The organism is Pseudoalteromonas peptidolytica, from assembly GCF_012641745.1.
GTDB lineage: Bacteria > Pseudomonadota > Gammaproteobacteria > Enterobacterales > Alteromonadaceae > Pseudoalteromonas > Pseudoalteromonas peptidolytica.
In genome coordinates, this window is record NZ_WEHZ01000040.1 from 25,439 (window position 1) to 41,320 (window position 15,882).

General features: G+C 41.9%; 20 protein-coding genes. 16 read left to right on the forward strand and 4 right to left on the reverse strand.

Annotation, left to right across the window (positions count from 1 at the left end; genetic code table 11):
• Window positions 1-55: 55 nt before the first annotated feature.
• The 9 genes from gspG to F9Y84_RS19545 all read left to right on the forward strand — a co-directional run bounded on the left by gspG (window position 56) and on the right by F9Y84_RS19545 (window position 6,381).
• A complete protein-coding gene (gene gspG / locus F9Y84_RS19505) occupies window positions 56-481 on the forward strand; it encodes a type II secretion system major pseudopilin GspG (protein ID WP_167508268.1) in 426 nt (141 codons plus the stop codon).
• Window positions 482-484: 3 nt separating this feature from the next.
• Entirely contained in the window at window positions 485-1,078 is a 594-nt protein-coding gene (gene gspH / locus F9Y84_RS19510; protein ID WP_125253713.1) for a type II secretion system minor pseudopilin GspH, read from the forward strand.
• On the forward strand, window positions 1,075-1,452 hold the full coding sequence (gene gspI / locus F9Y84_RS19515) for a type II secretion system minor pseudopilin GspI (protein WP_128731149.1): 378 nt from the start codon (window positions 1,075-1,077) through the stop codon (window positions 1,450-1,452). The genes gspH and gspI overlap by 4 nt, the downstream gene beginning before the upstream one ends.
• On the forward strand, window positions 1,452-2,087 hold the full coding sequence (gene gspJ, locus F9Y84_RS19520; protein ID WP_128731148.1) for a type II secretion system minor pseudopilin GspJ: 636 nt from the start codon (window positions 1,452-1,454) through the stop codon (window positions 2,085-2,087). Before gspI ends, gspJ begins: the two co-directional genes overlap by 1 nt.
• Window positions 2,084-3,085, forward strand: a complete 1,002-nt coding sequence (gene gspK / locus F9Y84_RS19525) for a type II secretion system minor pseudopilin GspK (protein ID WP_128731147.1) — start codon at window positions 2,084-2,086, stop codon at window positions 3,083-3,085. Before gspJ ends, gspK begins: the two co-directional genes overlap by 4 nt.
• Window positions 3,082-4,287: a type II secretion system protein GspL gene (gene gspL / locus F9Y84_RS19530; RefSeq protein ID WP_147390070.1), complete on the forward strand. Its 1,206-nt coding sequence runs from the start codon at window positions 3,082-3,084 to the stop codon at window positions 4,285-4,287. Before gspK ends, gspL begins: the two co-directional genes overlap by 4 nt.
• Window positions 4,284-4,757 carry a type II secretion system protein GspM gene (gene gspM / locus F9Y84_RS19535; RefSeq protein WP_147390069.1) on the forward strand — a complete coding sequence of 158 codons (474 nt, stop codon included), beginning with the start codon at window positions 4,284-4,286 and terminating at the stop codon, window positions 4,755-4,757. Before gspL ends, gspM begins: the two co-directional genes overlap by 4 nt.
• A 2-nt stretch (window positions 4,758-4,759) precedes the next feature.
• On the forward strand, window positions 4,760-5,518 hold the full coding sequence (locus F9Y84_RS19540; RefSeq protein WP_125253707.1) for a type II secretion system protein N: 759 nt from the start codon (window positions 4,760-4,762) through the stop codon (window positions 5,516-5,518).
• Between the two features lie 293 nt (window positions 5,519-5,811).
• On the forward strand, window positions 5,812-6,381 hold the full coding sequence (locus F9Y84_RS19545) for a UPF0149 family protein (protein WP_147391160.1): 570 nt from the start codon (window positions 5,812-5,814) through the stop codon (window positions 6,379-6,381).
• Window positions 6,382-6,385: 4 nt separating this feature from the next.
• Here the strand turns inward: F9Y84_RS19545 and F9Y84_RS19550 are convergent, their stop codons facing one another.
• Window positions 6,386-6,589, reverse strand: coding sequence for a hypothetical protein (locus F9Y84_RS19550; RefSeq protein WP_125253705.1), 204 nt, complete (start codon window positions 6,587-6,589; stop codon window positions 6,386-6,388).
• Window positions 6,589-6,948 carry a hypothetical protein gene (locus F9Y84_RS19555; protein WP_125253704.1) on the reverse strand — a complete coding sequence of 120 codons (360 nt, stop codon included), beginning with the start codon at window positions 6,946-6,948 and terminating at the stop codon, window positions 6,589-6,591. The genes F9Y84_RS19550 and F9Y84_RS19555 overlap by 1 nt, the downstream gene beginning before the upstream one ends.
• A 409-nt stretch (window positions 6,949-7,357) precedes the next feature.
• Here F9Y84_RS19555 and ccoG point away from each other — a divergent pair, with 409 nt between their 5' ends.
• From ccoG to F9Y84_RS19580, 5 genes are read left to right on the forward strand one after another with little or no spacing between them, the layout of a single operon-like run.
• Complete coding sequence (gene ccoG, locus F9Y84_RS19560; RefSeq protein ID WP_128732253.1) at window positions 7,358-8,815, forward strand: cytochrome c oxidase accessory protein CcoG; 1,458 nt, start codon at window positions 7,358-7,360, stop codon at window positions 8,813-8,815.
• Between the two features lie 49 nt (window positions 8,816-8,864).
• Window positions 8,865-9,839 carry a serine/threonine protein kinase gene (locus F9Y84_RS19565; protein WP_128732258.1) on the forward strand — a complete coding sequence of 325 codons (975 nt, stop codon included), beginning with the start codon at window positions 8,865-8,867 and terminating at the stop codon, window positions 9,837-9,839.
• A 16-nt stretch (window positions 9,840-9,855) separates the two neighbouring features.
• Window positions 9,856-10,479: a thiol:disulfide interchange protein DsbA/DsbL gene (locus tag F9Y84_RS19570; RefSeq protein ID WP_125253702.1), complete on the forward strand. Its 624-nt coding sequence runs from the start codon at window positions 9,856-9,858 to the stop codon at window positions 10,477-10,479.
• Window positions 10,480-10,497: 18 nt separating this feature from the next.
• A complete protein-coding gene (locus F9Y84_RS19575) occupies window positions 10,498-11,127 on the forward strand; it encodes a thiol:disulfide interchange protein DsbA/DsbL (protein WP_125253701.1) in 630 nt (209 codons plus the stop codon).
• A 48-nt stretch (window positions 11,128-11,175) separates the two neighbouring features.
• Window positions 11,176-11,634, forward strand: a complete 459-nt coding sequence (locus tag F9Y84_RS19580) for a 2-thiouracil desulfurase family protein (protein WP_128732254.1) — start codon at window positions 11,176-11,178, stop codon at window positions 11,632-11,634.
• 10 nt (window positions 11,635-11,644) lie between these two features.
• Here F9Y84_RS19580 and trmA read toward each other — a convergent pair whose 3' ends face one another.
• Entirely contained in the window at window positions 11,645-12,739 is a 1,095-nt protein-coding gene (trmA, locus tag F9Y84_RS19585) for a tRNA (uridine(54)-C5)-methyltransferase TrmA (RefSeq protein WP_128732255.1), read from the reverse strand.
• Between the two features lie 164 nt (window positions 12,740-12,903).
• Here trmA and F9Y84_RS19590 point away from each other — a divergent pair, with 164 nt between their 5' ends.
• Together F9Y84_RS19590 and murI are read left to right on the forward strand one after the other, a co-directional pair.
• Window positions 12,904-14,034, forward strand: coding sequence for a DUF5610 domain-containing protein (locus F9Y84_RS19590; RefSeq protein ID WP_125253698.1), 1,131 nt, complete (start codon window positions 12,904-12,906; stop codon window positions 14,032-14,034).
• A gap of 63 nt (window positions 14,035-14,097) precedes the next feature.
• The gene (gene murI / locus F9Y84_RS19595; protein ID WP_128732256.1) at window positions 14,098-14,865 is read left to right on the forward strand and encodes a glutamate racemase; all 768 of its coding nucleotides are present in this window, start codon (window positions 14,098-14,100) and stop codon (window positions 14,863-14,865) included.
• Between the two features lie 6 nt (window positions 14,866-14,871).
• Here murI and F9Y84_RS19600 read toward each other — a convergent pair whose 3' ends face one another.
• Window positions 14,872-15,339 carry an RNA recognition motif domain-containing protein gene (locus F9Y84_RS19600; RefSeq protein WP_147391159.1) on the reverse strand — a complete coding sequence of 156 codons (468 nt, stop codon included), beginning with the start codon at window positions 15,337-15,339 and terminating at the stop codon, window positions 14,872-14,874.
• Window positions 15,340-15,882 lie beyond the last annotated feature (543 nt).

The following is a 15,882-nucleotide window of genomic DNA, read 5'->3' on the forward strand; positions in this document are numbered from 1 at the left end:
AAAGGCCCTGTACCTGTTGTATTTGGCCGTTAATAACAGCATTGAGGTAAACATTGTGAAAAAGCAATCAGGTTTCTCACTACTAGAAGTGATGGTAGTACTAGTGATCATCGGTATGATTTTATCTATCGTTGCACCAAATGTGATGGGGCAGCAAGAAGAGGCTGCAAAAGATAAAGCGCGTATAGATATTCGTCAAATCGAAGATGCGATGAAAATGTATAAGTTAAAAAATAAGCGCTATCCAACGACAGAACAAGGTTTAGAAGCGCTTGTAACTCAAACCAGCATTGACCCTGTGCCAAAGCGCTTCCCTGAAGGTGGTTTTATTTCTGAGCTGCCAGAAGATCCTTGGGGAAATTCTTATCAGTTAGTTAGTCCTGGTGAGATGAACCAAATCGATATTTTCTCGATGGGGCCAGATGGAGAAGTGGGCACCGATGATGATATCGGTAACTGGGACTCAGAAGACGAACGTTAAGCGATGAAGTATCCTCTGCGTGGCAAAGTGGGTAGTAAACTCAAGGGCTTCAGCTTACTCGAAGTCCTCGTTGTTTTAGTGATCATTGCCTTTTCCGTTAACTTAATTACTTACACGGTTAGTGATAGTAACGAAGAAGAGCTTGAACAAATGGCACTTCGCCTGCAGGGAACAGTGAATCTCGCTTCTGAATTTGCAGTGCTCAATCAGGTGGAGCTTGGCTTCCATCTAGATAAAGAAAAATTAGAGTTTTTGGTATTTGACAGTGAGAAATGGCGTCCTTTTGAAGCTGACGATATTTTCAAAGCTGTTGAATTTCCAGAGCAGTACAAGGTTGAATTGATCTTAGAAGATCTTCCTTGGTCACAGGATAACTTGCTTGAGCAAGCGAATTGGCGAGAGCTAATGGGAGGTGGCGATGATGATAATTTCCTTGAATTGAAAAAGCTTAAAATTCCTCAGGTACTGATTTTATCCTCTGGTGAAGTGAGTGCGTTTAGGCTCAGTATTGAAGACAAAGCGCTTCAAGAACCTATATTTTTCATTGAAGGGGAGTTTATGGCACCTGTTGCGCTTAAGCGGGAGCCGCAGCTATGAGTAGTCATAAGAGCTTGGGTTTTACCTTACTCGAAGTCATGGTTGCATTAAGTATTTGTGCTGTAGCAGGTATTGCTGCGATGCAAGCAACCAGTGAACATATCACTCATATAGGCTCACTTGAGGAGCAGACTTATGCGTCATGGGTTGCTGAAAATCGCTTAGTTTTCTTACGTGCTCAAGGGGAAAACTGGCACGGAAAGAGCGGAAATAAAGGCGAAGAGGAAATGGCTGGGGTAACTTGGTATTGGCAGCAGCAAATCCAAAAGACAGCAGATCCAAACTTTGTGAAACTGACCGTTCACGTCTTTCGCGAACCTGAACTTAAAAACTCGGTGTATGATATCACGACATTTATGTACCGAGGTAAGTAGTGAAAATAGATAAACATCGCGGCTTCACACTCATTGAGGTGTTATTAGCACTCGCTATATTGGCAGTAGTGGTAACTGCCACGCATCAAATCTTAGATTCAACATTAAAAGCGCAGGCTGCGTCAGAAGAGACGATTAAAGAAATAGAAGGGCTTCAAACGACTTTTCGTTTAATGGATCAGGATTTTAATCAGATCACTAAGCGCGAAGTTCGCAATGAAGCTGGCGACTTTAGTCCGACTTACATTATTCATGGTCGCTATGAGTTAGAGAGTCAATACGATGGTATTGCATTTGTTCGTGATGGCTGGACTAACCCAATTAGTTTATTGCCTCGCTCTGAACTGCAAGCTGTAGGTTATCGTGTAGTCGATGACAACTTAGAACGCATTTACCGCGTGTATGTTGATCAGCTTGATGGTACAGAGCCTCGAGCTCAGGTTATTTTAGAGGATGTAGAGGAACTTAAATTTGAGTTTCTTGATGATAAATTAAAATGGCAAACTGATTGGAAGTCAAAATCACTCCCCAAAGCGGTTAAGGTTACGTTACAAAGAAAAGATTCTGAACCTATCAGCCGGTTGTTTCTAACTCCAGGTAGTGGAAAGGCTGATGATAAGGAGCAAAACCCATGAAGCAGCAGGGGGCAGCGCTAGTCATCGTGCTATTTATTGTCGCATTGGCTGCCACGATAGCAGCGGACATGGCTACCAGTTTGATGGTTCAGGTACAAAAGGCCTCAAACATTCAGACACAACAGCAAGCAAAGTGGTACAGCTATGGAGCGGAAGAGCTTGTAAAAAGGGCGCTAATTAAAGCTAAAAAAGATGACCCAGATTCGGTCAATTTAGATCAGCCTTGGGCGCGAGAAGAAGTTCCATACCCAGTTGATCATGGCACATTAAGTGGCAAAGTAACGGATTTACAAGCTTGTTTAAATCTTAACGCATTACGAGCCAAAGCACAGGTAAATGATGGCAATCAGCGTAGCCAGCAAGTTGGTGCTAAGAGCACCAATGTCGCTCATGGCGCGCTACTCGAACTGTTAAAAAATATCGAAGACCTGCCGAGTACGGAAAGTGAGGAAACGCTAGCTGACAGTGTTTACGATTGGCTTGATGAGGACAGTATTACATATCGCTCTGGCGCTGAAGAAGATGAATATATGTCAAATCAAACTCCTTATTTGGCTGCAAACAACTTGTTGGCATCAGTGAGTGAACTTCGAGTGATTAAAGGCTTTAACCCATTAGTCATGGAAAAGATAAAGCCATATGTTTGTGTTATCCCAGGTAGTGAAGAGCTGGCGGTTAACGTCAATACAGTGTTGCCAGAGCAAGCGCTTTTATTGAGTGCCTTAATTCCAGGTTTATCAAAGTCAGGTGCAGAAGCCATTATCTCTGCGAGACCCAAAAAAGGGTTTACAGATCTGAACGAGTTTTACACGGAAGTCGCAAATCAAGGGGTCAAAGAGCCTAACAAGACTTCCAAAATATTTACGATTAACAGCAACTATTTTCAGTTGCGAGCAACAGCTGTGTTTGATGAGCGGCGCTTTTCTCTCACATCAATTATAGAAACAAAAGATGGTAAAGCGTACGTGCTTGCTCGCAAATTTGGAGGCGTAGAGTGACAGAACAATTATTGATCCGAGTGGATCAGTCACACCAAGCGATAATAAACTGGATGGTTTGGTCAACCGAGCAGCAGCAAATTATTGCCAGTGGTGAGCTGGAAGGGAGTGAGCAACTCAGCAATCTTACTGAGAAAGCGCAAACAAGAAATGTGGTGTTACTACTGCCAGCAACGGCGGTACAATTGCGAACGCTTGAACTGCCAGCAAAATGGAATAGAAAATTAGAGCAAGCAATTCCCTTTATGTTGGAAGAGCAGGTCGCAACAGACATTGATGACTTATTTGTTGCAATCGGCAAGCCCGGAATGAAAGGCGATGTGCACACGATTGACGTGGCAATCTGTGACAGTGAGTGGCTTCAGGGTTGGTTCAATATCTGCGAAGATGCGGGGATCACTGTTTATAAAGCAATTCCTGATGCGCTGTGCCTCCCGCTAAAGAAGGGGATGCAAAGTGCTGTGCAGTTAGGAGCACAGTGGTTATTTAAGCACAGTGACTGGCAAGTTGGTGCAGCAGAAATAAACTGGGTTAATGACTATCTCAATATAGCCGGCACTGAACAAGTCGCGCATTTTAGCCCTGCGACCGGCTTCTCAAATGATGTCGTGCTTTCGGCACAGCAACAAGAATATGACCTGCCACTGGCAATTTTTGCAAAAACACTGCCCACGATTGACTTTAATTTACGTCAAGGGTGCTTTGCTGCAAAGAAAAAGCAACCACAGTGGTGGCGAGATTGGCGTAGTGGCTTGTTAGCTGCAAGTGTTGCGGTAGTGAGCTTTATTGCCATCAAAGGGACTCAGCTATATGTGGTGAGTCATCAAGCTGAGCAATTAGAGGGTCAAGCCGTTGCGCTTTACCAGCAGGCGTTTCCAAATAAAGTTGTTCGCCCACACTTGTTAAAAAAGCAAATCCAAAATGAGTTAAATGCTTTATCGGGTGCAGAGCAAGGTGGGCTATTAGAGCTCACCAACCACTTTATTGCTATCTATGATGAGGTTGAGGCCTTTACACCAGAAACGTTACGTTACGACAAGCGCAGAAATGAGCTAAGGATCAGAGCGCGAGCGAAAGAGTTCCAGGTTTTTGGTCAAGTGAAATCAATTTTGGAACAGCGAGGAGTGAGCGTCGAACAGGGGGCACTGAATAATGATGGTGACTTTGTGGTTGGTGAAATCCGCATAGGAGGTGCAGTATGAAGCAGCAGGTGATCAACTACTGGCAAGGCCTGAAAGAACAAGAGCAGAAGCTATTGATTTTTGCTGGTGCTGTCTTTGTCGTATTCGTATTGGTAATGGGGATCTTTAGACCATTAAACCAAGCGGTTAATGATGCTGAACTAAAATTACAGCGTAACCACGAATTGGTTAATTGGGTGGGGCAAAGTGTTAATAAGCTAAAAGCTAATAGCCCTACACGTGTGACTAGTAGTGGTAGCATTAGTCAGGTTGTAAATAGTACGCGGAGTCGTTTTAAAATCAATATTAGTAAAATGCAGCCAAATGGTGACGCATTAAGATTGACGATAGATAACGTTGAGTTCAATCAATTAATTGCTTGGGTCGATGAGCTAACCAATCGCCACGGAGTGAGAGTAGAAAACTTAGATTTAACACAAGGTAATACTCCAGGTTTTGTCCGTGTTAGTCGCTTGGTTTTAGAGAAATAATTATGAAAAATACACTAACTCTGCTAATCATTTTCTTATTTGCTTTCATTGTCTTTTGTACCTTCACTATGCCTGCTGCTGTATTGTTGCAGGTTTTTAAAGGGCAGTTACCGAATAATCTTCAATTGGGCGCAGTCAATGGCTCAGTATGGGATGGTCAAGTCAGTGGAGTAAGATTCAATAACATTCAGCTAAACCAAGTGAAGTGGGAGATTGAGCCTGCCGCTTTAATACTTGGAGAGCTTGCTGGCAATATCAAGTTTGGTAACCCAAGAGATACAAGTGAAATTTCGGGCAAAGCGAGTTTTTCTTCAAGTCTACTAAACCGCTCGGTATCTGTGAGTAACGCTTCGTTGCGCTTTAGTGTTGAACAAGCGATGGATCAGGTCACTTTACCGTTACCTGTTGACGCCAAAGGGCGCGTTATTGTGAATATCAAAAAGTATCAAAGCGGCGCACCTTATTGTAACGGGCTAAACGGTGAGATTAGTAGTCCAAATATCGATGTGAAAGGAATGAATGGATGGTTTAGCATCGGTGACTTAAGTGGTCAGCTTGACTGTAAATCTGGTGACATTGCAGTGGTTGTTGATCCTGAAAATCGTTTAGGACTGCAAGCCGATGCTACGTTGGCTGCAAACTTTCAGTTTCGAGTGGCCGGTAATATTAAACCTGAAGCTAGCTTGCCCAAAGAAGTGCATGATGCTGTGAAATTTCTTGGCCGCCCAGATGCGGATGGACGTTATCCTGTAAACCTTTAATAGCAATTAGCCTTAATACTTGCTCAATTTGAAGGAGTAAATCTGACGCTAACTGCGTTAAAAATTTCTTATTTAGAACAAGTAAGTAGCAAAATTTTTGCTTTGCCTACACGGATGTAGGTGCCTTGGCGATAGCAGGATGCGGTAGCGGGGTTATTGACAAGATGTTCTCGCCTCAAAATAGCAATCTTAATTAAGACAATTGATATAAAAAAACAGTGTACCAAGGTGCACTCATAGATTTAGATCTTTTTTCAAGGCGCAAAAAGGTGCGTCTTTGGTAAGGCAATATTATGCACAATTTCTCATTCACTCCAGCACAACAGCACTGTCTAGAAAACTATTTCTCAACGCGTAAGCTGTCAATTGATATCTCTTTTTTGCAAGGCTATTTATACGCAACCTGCATCGATCCTAACGGGATTGAAGCACAGCAGTGGCTTAAAGTTTTAACGAATGCGGATCCTGCATTGGATGAAAGTGTGGTATTTGCATTAATGGCACTCCATCATGAGATTTCAGAACAGGTGTATGAAACAGGATTTACTCTACCATGGCATGCGGACACCCCATTGGCTGAAAAAATAAATTGGGCCGAAGGGTTTTTGATGGCTGCTACGCCATTTTATGAGCAACTGATGTCAAGTCCATTGGCTGATGACATAAAGCAGGCGCTCCAAGTAAGTACTGAGCAGCTCGGGTTGTTTGCGTTAGGTGAACACCAGCTCACCTTGTATTGTGAAAAGATAGGTCAATCGCTAGAGGAATTTCAAGTAACGCAAGCTCAACTTGCCGATGAATTTGCAGGGTCTTATGCCGAATTGGTTGAAGTGGCAGCAGTAAAAAGTGGACTATTTGAATAGTCCTCTACATAAGGTCAAGCTCAATGAGTGTGCAGCCAGTTTGACAGCGTGCTATGGCGCTACGTTGGGCGTGTTGATTTAGCGTAAGTGAGATTGGTAACTCGCAGTGAGGGCAAATAACCGTTCTACCTTGGCTCAGTTTTTTAATTAACGCTTTTTGATCATTGAAAGATTTTGCACGTTGTTTGTTGAGTTGACTAAAGTCCATTATAACCCCTCAGCTTCTTGGATTGCTTGGCTGGCTATTTCACAAATAGTAATGAGGTCTGAACCGTAAAAGTACAGGTTATAGTCATTCTCTTTACAGTATTTGAGGTGAAAAAGTCGCACTTTCTCATCACTTGCAAGCGCCTCGTTGATATAAGCTTTCTCATCTTCTGTCATTGTGATTGCTTTAGCGACGTTTGCCCTGGCAATTCTTGCAGCTGTACTTCGCTGGATTTTGCTAGATTCACTGAGTGTGTTTACACCTTGTCCCAAAAGCCTTTCTCTGGGCTCTTTGATTAAAGGATGATCTACAGTGAATAACGCAACGACTATAATGGCTAATACTAAAAATTTTTTCATAATCTAGTGCAGACTTGATCTAGCTAACAAAAATATTGCACCTAGTGTAATAAACTTGTCAGTCAAGCCGCAACTAATCTCTCATCATTTATGATGGGTTTTAGCTCAACTTACTATTAATCATAGAGTTTCAAGGCGTATAATGGCAGTTGCTAAACAATGTCATGGGGCACATCGCAATAGTTTAGCGTTTATTATGTAATGCCAATTTGCTTAATTAAGAAATGTATTCTAGGACGAGAGGGTCGTCTCGATAACCAAACAAAACTTGTTATTTAGCTGTTCTAAATAAGAAAGTTTTAACGCAGTTAGCGTCTGATATACTCCCTTAATTGAGCTAGTATCAAGATAAAATGGTATAAGGTCACTGTAGCAAGTGCATCTCGTTCCAAAGCACTAAGGAGCTTCCATGGAGAACGATAGAATCAAGGTTAAAAACATACCGTCAGAAGTTAAAATTCAGCCACCGTCAAATGGCGCAGCAGGGAAGTCACTCAATAGCTCGACGCCGGATCGCTTCAATCCTCGAAATCGTATCTATGTACGCGCTGTATCGGGCTTACATCAGTTGCTGAGAAGGCGAATTGGTTTTATCGGCATGTTGGCGTTTATGGTATTACCTTGGCTAAACTTTAACGGCCATCAAGCTGTGTTGTTCGATATCTTTGAACAAAAGTTTAATATCTTTGGCATGACTTTATGGCCACAAGATCTGACAATTTTCGCCTTTATTCTAATGATTGCTGCCTTTGCGCTATTTCTGGTAACTACGTTTTACGGTCGAGTTTGGTGTGGCTACACTTGCCCACAAACAGTGTGGACTTTTATTTTTATCTGGTTTGAGGAAAAGTTTGAAGGCACTGCCAATCAACGCAAAAAGCTAGATCAAAGACCCATGGACTTTGATAAATTTTGGCGTAAAAGCGCTAAGCATGGCAGCTGGATTTTATTCTCGTTATACACCGCGATAACTTTTGTTGGCTACTTTACGCCAATACGTTCGCTGATCCCTGATCTGTTGGCTTTCTCAGCGGGATTCTATGCCGTGCTCAGTATCATTGTTTTTACAGTATGTACCTACGGCAATGCTGGTTGGATGAGGGAAATTATGTGCTTACATATTTGTCCATATGCACGTTTCCAATCAGCCATGTTCGATAAAGACACTTTTACCGTGAGTTATGATGCGACGCGCGGTGAAAGCCGAGGCCCTAGAAGTCGTAAGCAAGACCCCAAAGCACTCGGACTTGGCGACTGCATTGATTGTAATTTATGTGTTCAAGTGTGCCCGACAGGGATTGATATTCGTAATGGGTTGCAATATGAGTGTATAAACTGTGGTGCTTGTATCGATGCGTGTGATGGCGTGATGGATAAAATGAATTATCCTAAAGGACTAATCGCATACACGACAGAGCGCAATCTAGAGGTCTCTACTGAAAAAACCAAAGCAGTACGAGGCAAGCTAATTGGTTACTTAATGATTCTGCTCGTAATTACGGGAGCATTAGTGGCTAACATAGCGATGCGTATGCCGATGGATCTTGATATTATTCGCGATAGAAACCAGCTATACCGTGTTAATATCGAAGGGCTAATCGAGAATACTTATACCCTTAAGGTGATAAATAAAGCTCAAGTTGAGCAGAAATTTTCGATTGAGATCTCTGGTCTAGATAATTATCAAGTGTTAGGTAAGCAGCAAGTTCATTTAGCGGCTGGCAGCACGATGGATGTGCCATTGTCTGTGGTTATTGACCCGTACGACTTGAAAAAGCCAGTGACTGAGTTTGAGTTTGTTCTCATCAATCAAGATAACCCTGATGAGAGGCTAGCCCAGCCGACTAACTTCTTTAAGGGAAGATAAATTACTAAGGTAAAGAGCGAGGTAAGCCCTCGCTTTTTTAATAAATATGATGAATGATTTTAGTTTTAACGCACTGACACCTGATTTGATCCTCGACGCGATAGAGGCGCTAGAAGTGTACCCGACAACCGGATTGCTGCCATTAAACAGCTATGAAAATCGTGTTTATCAATTCGGTGCCGATGACGGCAAACGTTACGTTGTGAAGTTCTATCGTCCAGCACGATGGACAGATCCCCAAATACTTGAAGAGCACGAGTTTGCATTGCTTGCTAAAGATGCAGAAGTCCCTGTTGTCGCACCCTTGGCTATCCAAGGTAAAACGCTACACTGCTACCAAGGTTACCGATATACGCTTTTTCCCAGTGTTGGTGGGCGGCAGTTTGAACTAGATAACCTTGAGCATTTAGAAATATTAGGCCGTTATCTTGGACGTTTACATTGCTTATCTGCACAGCAGGCTTTTGAGCACAGGCCAATGTTAGATACACAGCGTTTCCTGTTTGATGCAAAAACATCACTTTTAAAAAGTGACTTAGTGCCTAGTCATTTGCATACTCCATTTGTTACTATTCTCGAGCAAGTTATTAACAAAGCGGCGCAGAAGTATAAGGTTCCAAAGACAATCAGGCTTCATGGTGATTGTCACGCGGGTAACCTACTGTGGTCCGCAGATCAGTTAATGTTAGTTGACCTCGATGATTGTCAGCAAGGTCCCGCGATACAAGATCTGTGGATGATGCTAAATGGCGATCGAAATGAAAAACTTGTACAACTAGATACCCTACTAATGGGATATGAAGAATTTATGCCTTTCGATGCTAACGAGTTGGCACTGATTGAGCCTTTACGCGCTATGCGAATGATCAACTATATGGCATGGTTGGCACAGCGTTGGCAAGATCCTGCATTCGAAAGGAACTTTTCTTGGTTCGCGACAGACAAATACTGGGAGCAACAGATCCTTGCACTAAAAGAGCAACTGGCAGCCCTTGATGAACCAAGTTTGAGCCTATTTCCTTGAAATTAGAGAGAGTAACATGCTAAAAAAATTAAAAGTTGCACTGATTGCGCTATTTTTGCCCGTTGTCGCAATGGCGTCAGACTTTGTTGATGGCAAACACTATTCGACATTGACAACAGCACAAAGTAAAGATCAAAAAGTGACAGAGTTCTTTTCCTTTTACTGCCCTCACTGTTTTCGCTTTGAACCGATTGCAAAGGCGATAGAGAAGAATTTACCTGATGGTGCGTACTTTGAGAAAAGCCATGTGAACTTTTTAGGTGGTATTCCTAAAGACACGCAAACGAACTTAAGTTATGCGTATATTATTGCTAAGCAAGCTGGTAAATCAGATCTTATCGCTGAGAAAATTTTTCACACGATCCATGTTGAACAAAACAGACTACTCGATATTAAAGACCTTAAAACACTCATGGAATTAAATGGGATCTCTGCCACACAGTTTGATCAAGCAGTGACAAGTATGCCTGTAATAAGTGCTGAAAATAACATGCTGACAGCACAAGAGAAGTTTTCAAAAGCTGGAGCGTTGACAGGCGTCCCAACTTTTATTGTTAATGACAAGTACAAAATCGAGATGAAAGGTATTGAAAGCCAAGAACAACTCGATAAATTGATTGCATATTTATTAAAGAAATAAGGACTGGAGAAAGCGAGTATGTTTAAGGTATTAAAAGGCTTAGCTGTTGCATTGATGCTACCACTCATGGCGCAAGCAGCACCATATGAAGAAGGTGTTCACTACGAGGTCATTGCTGAGCGTGGTACTAAAAAGCCAGAGCTTACGGAGTACTTCTCATTCTATTGCCCAGCTTGTAATGTAATGGAAAATTTGATTGTTGACGTTAAGCCAAAGCTAGACGAAGGGGTGAAGTTTAAAAAGAGCCATATTGACTTTGTTGGTCCTAGAGAGCCAGAAATCCAACAGGTTTTGGCACAAGCACTAGCGACAGCGGAAGTATTACCGCAAAAAGACAAAATCGTTGCAGCGATGTTCAACCATATTCATGGTAAACGTGCCAAAATTAACGAACTTGCAGACGTAAAAGATATTTTTGTGGCTCAAGGAGTTGATGGAGAGAAATTTGATAAGCTGTATGCCAGTTTCGCTGTTCGTACTAAAACATCGAAAATGCAGCGAATGCAGAAAACCCTTTCAGGTAAAGGTGCGCTAACTGGTGTGCCAACGTTTATTGTCAATGGCAAGTATAAATTGTTGTTACGTGAATCTGGTACTACCAAGCCTGAACAAATTGCAGCGCTGGTGAACTATTTAGCCAAGAAATAGTCGATAATTTGTATTAGACTAGCCTCGCCATAATTGCGGGGCTTTTTTATGTTTAAAATTTTAGTTTCAAGTTGTCTATTGGGTTATCCGGTGCGCTACGACGCATCATCGCAAAGTTTACAAGATAATACCTTGCAATATTGGCGGCAAAAAAACTGGGTGTTACCTTTGTGCCCCGAAGTATCAGGTGGGTTACCAACACCTCGCCCACCTGCAGAGTTAATAAAGGGTAGAGTGCTGAGTGAAGATGGTGATGATTTTACTGCATCGTTTGAGCTTGGTGCTAGAAAAGCGCTTGCGGCATGCCTTCAACACGATATAAAGTTTGCGTTATTAAAAGAGTCCAGTCCGTCATGCGGCAGCAATCTGATTTACGATGGTAGTCATACCGGTAAAAAAGTAGTGGGGCAGGGTCTGACGGCGTCTTTATTACAGCAATCCGGTATTCAAGTATTTAGCGAAACTCAGCTGCCAGCGCTTATCACAGCAATGGCAGCCAGTCGTTAAACGTTATAAATCACTTTCTTACTAAGTAAACGCCAGATTCAATATGATGGGTGTAAGGGAATTGATCGAAAATTGCCATACGTGCGATTTTATGTGTTTCACATAATAAGGCTAAATCACGTTCTAACGTATCTGGATTACATGAGATATAAATAATGTTGTCGTAGTTGCTGACTAAGCGACAGGTTAGCTCATCCATACCCGCTCGCGGCGGATCGACCAAAATGGTTTGGCAATCATAGGACTGTAAATCGATACCTTCTAATCGTGAAAACTTCTGCCCTTTCATGGCTTGCGTAAACTCTTCACTCGACATGCGGATAATATCAAGGTTGTCGACTTTGTTTGCTGCGATATTAAACTGTGCAGACTTTACCGATGATTTAGAAATTTCCGTAGCCAGCACTTTGTCGAATGAACCAGCTAATGCGATAGAAAAGTTACCGTTACCACAGTAAAGCTCAAGTAAATCATTGCTAAGCGGCTCGCTGATAGACTGCGCCCACGCTAGCATTTTTTGATTCACTTGGGCATTTGGCTGCGTAAAGCTGTTTTCAACTTGCTGATAAATATATTCTTTACCATTAACCGCGAGCTTTTCTGTGACATAATCATGACCAAATACGACCTTTTGTTTTCTAGCACGTCCTATAAAGTCCACTTTGTAAGTCTGTTGCAACTCAGATCGCAACTCCAGCATAGCAGTGTGCCACGCTTCATCAAGTTGCTTGTGATATAAAAGACTAATCAGTACTTCACCACTTAGGGTAGTAAGGTAATCAATTTGGAATAATTTTCGGCGTAAGACCTCATTGCCTTTAAGTTTGTCTATCATGACTTGCATCATTTCATTGACAAGCTCGGCACCCGGGTCAAAGCTATCAACACGAAGCTTTTCTTTACTTTGTTGATCAAACATGATGTGAAACAAGTCGTCGCCATCATGCCAGACTCTAAATTCGCAGCGTTGGCGGTAATGGCGAGTTGCAGAGTCATACACTTCTAATTCTGGCGCATTAAACTGTGCAAATTGTGCTGTGATACGCTCAGCTTTTTCAGCCAATTGTTGCTCGTATGCTGAATCATCAATCTTTATTACTGCCATACTAAAACCATCTATGTTGAATTAAGAGGCGCTATTTTAGGGAGCGTCGTTAATTTGTCCAGTCTAGCATAGTGACTAAAATCGTTTTGGCGTTTTTTTAATCATTTTACTTTAGCTTTGCACAAATATGCCGATAATCTAACTAATATATTGGAGGGCATACCATGAAAATCGGGCATTTAAATCAATTGCTCAATCCAGCGATGCAGCACAAGCCTGGACAGAGCAAAGGGATAGGACCACATATCCAAATAAATTCAGATAGTTATGCGGGGGATAAATCTAAACTCGCTGCCAAAATTCTTGATGACAAACTCGCTGAAGCGCTTGGTATTGAGAAACCTACGCAAGATAAAAAAGACAAACCATTGTTTGACTTTGAAGCGATAGTGAAAAACGTACTTGATTTCGTTCAAGGTGCAGTGAAAAAAGCGAAAGTAGACGGTAAAAATGACGACGAATTAAAATCTATGCTGGATGGGGCACGCAAAGGTGTGCTGCAAGGTATTGATGAAGCCAGTGAAGAGCTAAAAGGGATGGGGGCGTTTAATTCTGATATTGAAGAAGGGATTGAAAAGTCTCGAGAGGGTATATTTAAAGGACTTGATGACTTCGAAAAAGAACTATTTGAAGAAAAGTCTCCAAAGGCAATGGCTATCAGTGCGGCGCAATTTGCAAGCTTATCGAATCAGGCCGAATATGCGTTCACTACAGCGGAAGGTGATGAGGTTGTTATTTCATTTTCTGACGCATATTCACAAGGGTCTGCTGCGAGCGTGGCCCAAAAAGGCAACAACTTTGGTGCTGCATATGGCTCCCAGTCATCTCAAGAGGTGAACTTTTCGATTAAAGTAAATGGAGAGCTGAACGAAGAAGAGCAGCAAGCAATCAACGATATGATGGAAGATATTCGCAATGTCAGCGATGCGTTCTTTGGCGGTGAGTATGATGAAGCGTTCGATATGGCAAAGTCACTTAGTTTAAACTCTGATCAAATCACCAACTTCACAATGGACTTAAAGCAAACGAAAACATCTGCCGCGATTGCACAGTATCAACAAGGCAATCCGATGAAAGAACTAGAGAAGGCGTTTGTACCTCTGAATAAGCAACTAGCAGACATTCAAGAGCAAGCAAAAGCGCTCAATGCTAACAACGAATTGCCAAATATACTTGCATGGATGAATGAAGGGCAATCCAGGTTAAATGAATTCTTGGATTATGCGAGCAGCTTTTTCAACCGCTTAAATGAATCAAATAAGGGCTCATCAGCAGAGCAACAACAAACAAGCTGATCGAGTTTATTTTCATTGTGACTCATGGCAAACTTCATTCCTTAAATATTTAGGGGATGAAGTGTGTCACATATTCTAGTTTTTGACTCCGGTATTGGTGGAACAAGTGTTCTGTCACACTTGCGCTATCGTTTTCAAAATTCCACTTTTAGCTATGTTATGGATAACGCATTTCTTCCTTATGGTCTGCAACCTCAGGAATTAATTAAATTACGCATTAAGGGACTCATTGTTTGGCAAGAGCAATACTTAAGTAATGTTGATATGATTGTTATTGCCTGTAATACCGCCTCAACTTATGCGTTAGAAGAGGCGCGAAAACATACTCAAATCCCTATTATAGGTGTAGTTCCTGCTATTAAGCCTGCTGCGTATAGCTCTCAGACTAAGCACATCGCTTTGTTAGCAACACCTGCGACATCCAATAATACTTACACACAAAAACTCATTCATGACTTTGCAGGTGGATGTAAAGTCGAGATTTTGCATTCTACAGAGCTAGTTAGAATAGCTGAACATTTTTATTGGCACAGCACGCTTGATCAAGCGGCGCTGTGTGAGGAACTCAAGCAGCTACATATTCCGTATTCCGTTGACCGTTTAGTGTTAGGCTGTACGCACTTTCCGTTAATTGCCGATAACATCAAAGAATGCCTACCTGATCATATTGAGTTGGTTGATTCGGGAAAGGCCATAGCTAACAGAGCTGTTTCTTTGCTTGGAAAGCAGGAAATAAATATAGAAAAGGCGCCGCTAAAAGAAGTTAAGTTCTATGCAACGGCGCCTGTTTTGGATAGCAAAGAAGAAGTAGCGTTAATCTCCTTCAGTTAAAGCAAGTCAAGCTGGTGAGTGATTTACTTCACCCTCAGGCTTTTGCTTCGCCTCTCTCACTTTTAGTGTACGCTGTTGAAACTCACTTTCATTGAGTTGGCTGATGGCCTTGTCCGCATCCCCTTTAGCCATCTCTACAAAACCAAAGCCACGCCGCTTGCCAGTATTCTTGTCCTTTAATAGACGAACAGAAAATACTTTACCTTGTTCTTCGAAAAGCTCACGAACAACGTGCTCATTGGCTCTATATGGTAAGTTACCTACATATAATGTAGTGGTTGCTAAGTTTGATTGTTTTTCTTGTTGTGTATCACTTTTTGAAAGCTGGGCTAAGATACTGCCGACAATAATACCTACGGCCAACATCAATGCAGCGTCGAGTTGAGCAGAGCTTAATGCAAGATCGACAATGAAAAAGCTCGTAACTGCAATAACCAAAGTGATCAAAATGACTTTATGATCAAAAGACTTCATATACATATACCAATTAAAAGAAGGTTAAACATTAATTTAACAAATAAGCTAGCTATCTTAACGAGTTAATTAAACTTCGCAATAATTAATATAGTTCTAATAGTAAGATTTGTCTTATTTTGGATGTTATCTGTACATAACAGCTGTTTTTGTTCAATAGTTGTTCGAACGAATAAAAAGATCAAAAAAAGGGTTGCACTTAAATCGGATCTCCCTATAATGCGCATCCACCGACACGGGGAGCAACGCTGAAAAGCAACGAGCCAACGAGTCGGGAGTCAAATAAAACTTGAGTTTGAATGCTTCGAAAGAAAATCAAAATTAAGTGTTGACAATAAATGGGAAATGCTTAGAATGCACAACCCTCAGCGCTAACGGCGCAGCGATGATGAGTCATCGCGCCGGGTAACCGGAAATGTTCTTTAACAATATGAAGCAATCATCTGTGTGGGCACTCGTACAGATTGAGTTCTAACAGCAGAGTCTAGTTCGCTAGATGACGCAAACAAATTTAGAGTCTCAATTGAACTGAGTGACCAACAG